The organism is Candidatus Krumholzibacteriia bacterium, assembly GCA_035268685.1.
Taxonomy (GTDB): domain Bacteria; phylum Krumholzibacteriota; class Krumholzibacteriia; order JAJRXK01; family JAJRXK01; genus JAJRXK01.
In genome coordinates this window covers 1-3,942 of sequence record DATFKK010000174.1, presented here as the reverse complement: position 1 = coordinate 3,942, position 3,942 = coordinate 1, and the positions used below count along the sequence as shown (strand labels likewise).

The window sequence follows — 3,942 nt, the reverse complement described above, 5'->3', positions numbered from 1 at the left end:
GTGAGTCGTCGTCCGAGCAACCCACCGGACCCATGACGAGCAACCCGGCCGACAGCATCACCGCGCGACGCAGTTCGAATGTCATGAAGTGCTCCCCGGATCAGCGGACCAACGTGAGGGGGGTCGACTGCACGCGGCCGTCGGCCTCGACGACGAAGCGATAGGTCCCACTGGCCACGTTTCGACCCTGCGTGTCGGAGCCGTCCCAGGTCAGCGACTGCCACGTGCCGCGAGGACCGGATTCGAAGCTGCGGACCACACGTCCGGCGGCATCCACCAGGCGTAGGCGCACCGCGGCGGCGTCGGCAGGAATGCGGTAACGCAGGGTGGTTCGTGGGTTGAAGGGATTGGGAGCAGCCCCGGCCACCTGCAACCGATCCGCGCCGGGGGCGGCTTCCAGGGTGATCGACGCACTCTCCACCCGCTGGCCGTCGGTCTCGCCCAGCACGCGGTAGTGGTAGGTCCGCCCCGGCTCGACCGCGGCATCGACGAACTCGTAGACGGTCCGGCCGGTCTCGGCACTCATGGTGGCGATGGTCCCGGCGACGGTACCGGGCGACGACCGCGTGATCAGGAAGCGATCGAAGTCGGTCTCCACGCTCCAGCGCAGACGGAGCCCGGTCTCCTCGGCACGGCCCGACAGGATCGGCGACGGCAGGTTCGACACCGCCGTTCCGCCCGACCCCTCCTCGATGTACAGGGTCTGGTTCACCGGTACGTTCTCGAACACGTCGACCTGACCACGAGGCCACGTGATCGTCAGCTCGTCGACGACGGTCGCGTCGCCCAGACCGAAGTGGACCTCCGGACCGTCCTGACTCAGATAGCCGGTCGACGACCAGCGGTCGCGCATGAGCACCACGTCGCCCATGCGCACGTGGATCCGGGCACCGATCGCGTCGCGATTGCTCACGGTACCGGTCAGGCGCACCCTGAGATGGTTGCCGACGTCCTGGGTGATGTTGCGCCAGAGACCATGATCGGCGGGACTGTCCTCGCTGCCGCTGTCGGTGACGAAGACGTCGAGCCGACCGTCCTGGTCGAAGTCGGCCCACACTCCAGCCTTACCCCACCCGAGATCGGTCAGTCCGGCTTCCTGCGTGAGCTCTGCGAAACCGCCGGCGCCGTCGTTCATCCACAGCAGGTTGGGCTGTTGCGGCTGCCCCTCGCTGCCGCAGTCGGGGTTCAGCGGGTCGTCGTAGAGGCACAGGAAGATGTAGCCGTTGACCAGGAACAGGTCGAGCCAGCCGTCGTTGTCGACGTCGACGAACTCGCAGTCCCAACCGATGTCGTTGTTCTTGAGCACGTTCTTCAGGTCGCGCGGGGTGTCGGAATCCTCCATGAGGTCGTGGTACTCGTTCCCCCGCCGCTCGTAGAGGTCGTTCACGAGACTGTTGGCCACGAACATGTCGTAGTCGCCGTCACGATCGAAGTCGCCCAGGGTCTGCCCCATGGTGGCGTTGTTCTGGAAGATCGTCCGTGTGGGATCCTGCAACTCCGGGAAGAGCGTGGTCGCGCGATCACGGAAGCGCTGACCGGTTTCGTTCATGTACAGCTGGTTCGGCTGTCCGTAATCGTTGCCCACGTACAGGTCGAGCCAGCCGTCACCGTTGTGGTCGAACCAGATCGCCGACCAGGCAGCACGGTCCTGTCCGTTCAGGTCGTCGTAGATCCCGATCCGCTCGGAACGGTCCGACCAGACGTTGCCACCCTGGTTGTGGAACAGGTGATCGCGACCACCCCAGTCGGCGATGTACACATCCAGCAGTCCGTCGCGATCGTAGTCGGCCCACGCCGCCGTCGCCGAGTGGCCCACCACGTCGAGACCGCTCTCGTGCGTGCGATCCACGTAGACTCCGTCGACGTTCTCGAAGAACCGGTTGTAGCTGTTCCAGCAGGTCAGGAAGAAGTCGAGATCGCCGTCGTTGTCGGTGTCGACGAAGCTCGGCATCATCGCCGTCGGATCGGACTCGAAGGGATGGATCCGATCGTCGAAGGGCGGGAGCTCGGTGGTGAAGTCCAGGCCCAGCGACGGCGCGATGTCTACGAAGGTCCCGTCGCCCTGGTTCAGGTACAGCTGGTGGCCCGATCGGTCGTTGGGAACGAACAGGTCGAGGTCCCCGTCGTTCTCGAAGTCGAAGACGGCCACGCCGGGGCCGTAGAGGCCAGTCGAGGACGAGGGAACGTCGACACCAGCCAGGCCGGTGGTCCGGACGAAGGAGGGCGCGGTCACGGCGTGCGCCGGCACTGTCGACGCCAACACCGAGGTCAGCGCGACGAGGACACCGATGCACGACCGCCGAGGAGCGGCGAGGCGAGCGGTCATGTGTTCTCCCGGCATCGGACCGGTCGAATTCAGGCCGCGTGGCGCGATCCGCGGCGACAATCCGGGCGATCCGGCGGCGATGCCCGAAGCCCTGCCCCAGCGTCCCGGTCCGGTGGAGGGGCCACCGGATCTCGGCGAGAGATACACCCGAACCGACGGATGGACGAGCCGATGGAGCAGATGGCGAGCGTTGAGGATCCGGCGGCGAAACCGGAGCCAGGTACCTCTGCATCTTAGCAGCAAGTCCGGGTGCGTGGGAAGCGGGTCCCTCCGGTGGAGTTCCCGTGCATCTGGAACTCCGTACGTCGCGAAAAGGGCAGCAGGGACGGCCCGACGGGGTACGACCTCCTGTTCTTCCAACCCCTGGCGGACCGAGGTCCGCGGACATGAATCATCACTCGCGCGCCCGGCATCGGCGCCGCGGGGGGGGCCGACCCGCGCCCGACGTCGACACCACCCCGCGTCGCGACTAACATGACGGCCGAAACGATGGCCCGCGGCGACTTCCTGCCGCGGCACCGCTCGGCGGCGCTCCCCCGCGCGTTCGCCGAGCGAACCGGAACCCAACGAAGGGCCGACGTGAGCGAATCTCTGCTCCTGGCGGTCGCTCAGGGCGACGCTCGCGCGGTGAATGCCTGCATGGACCGCTACGGCGGTCTCGTGTGGTCGATCGCCCGCCGCATGTCGCCGAACGAGACCGACGCCGAAGACGCGGTCCAGGAGATCTTCATCGATCTCTGGAAGAGCGCGCACCGCTTCGACTCCGAACGATCGTCCGAGAAGACCTTCGTGGTCATGATCGCCCGGCGTCGGCTGATCGACCGGCTCCGCCGTCACCAGCGGCAACCCGAGTTCGACAGCATCGAACACGAGAACGCACCCGAGATCGGTGACGATTCGCACAACCGCATGGAGCGCGACGCCGAGGCGCGGCTGGCGACGGACGCGCTGGACCAGCTGCGTCCCGAGCAACGCCGGCTGGTGGAACTTTCGGTGCTCAAGGGGATCCCGCACGGTGAGATCTCCGAGAGCACGGGCATCCCGCTCGGCACCGTCAAATCCCACATCCGACGCGGCCTGATCGCGCTGCGCGAGGCGCTGGACGTCGACGCGGCCGACCCCCGGCCCGAAGGACCCGGTGCAGGTCCGCTCCGCGGGGAGGTGGAGCGATGAACCAGGCATCCGCCTATGACCCTCGCGAACGCGCCGAGGAACTGTTGATCAACCGCGCCCTGGGAACGCTCGACCGCGAGGAGAGCATCGAACTCGAGGCCCTGCTCGCCCTCGACCCCGCGCTGGACGACGACCGTTTCGAGTTCGTGGCCGCCTCGCTCGACCTCGCGCTCGACGGCCGCGACGAGCCCATGCCCGAGCACCTCCGGACGAGGATCCAGCAGGATGCCGAGGTCTTCTACGGGGTGCACCAGCAGGCGACCATCCATCCCCTGCCGCGGCGGCGGAGCCGATCGGCCGGCCGATCGGCCCCGGGTGGTGCGTGGCGTGCGCTGGCCACCGCCGCGGTGGTCTTGCTCCTGGTCTGGGTCGCCTGGTCGTTGCAGCCGGGCGGCGAGCAGACGACCGCCCCACGCGAGGTCTACTCGAGGACCGTCGCCTCG

Annotated in this window: 3 protein-coding genes; 2 read left to right on the top strand and 1 reads right to left on the bottom strand. The window is 67.5% G+C overall.

What is annotated here, in order from left to right; translation table 11 throughout:
- Window positions 1-100 precede the first annotated feature (100 nt).
- On the bottom strand, window positions 101-2,326 hold the full coding sequence (locus tag VKA86_16840; protein HKK72872.1) for an FG-GAP-like repeat-containing protein: 2,226 nt from the start codon (window positions 2,324-2,326) through the stop codon (window positions 101-103).
- A 579-nt stretch (window positions 2,327-2,905) separates the two neighbouring features.
- On the opposite strand from VKA86_16840, the gene VKA86_16835 reads away from it, so the two are divergent.
- Together VKA86_16835 and VKA86_16830 are read left to right on the top strand one after the other, a co-directional pair.
- The gene (locus tag VKA86_16835) at window positions 2,906-3,499 is read left to right on the top strand and encodes a sigma-70 family RNA polymerase sigma factor (protein ID HKK72871.1); all 594 of its coding nucleotides are present in this window, start codon (window positions 2,906-2,908) and stop codon (window positions 3,497-3,499) included.
- Window positions 3,496-3,942 (top strand): hypothetical protein (locus VKA86_16830; protein HKK72870.1); only part of this gene is annotated, 447 nt, incomplete at its 3' end. The genes VKA86_16835 and VKA86_16830, both read left to right, overlap by 4 nt.

What these genes read in the sequence shown, in the direction of transcription:
- VKA86_16840 (HKK72872.1), bottom strand. Translation starts at nt 2,326, where the DNA reads ATGACCGCTCGCCTCGCCGCTCCTCGGCGGTCGTGCATCGGTGTCCTC.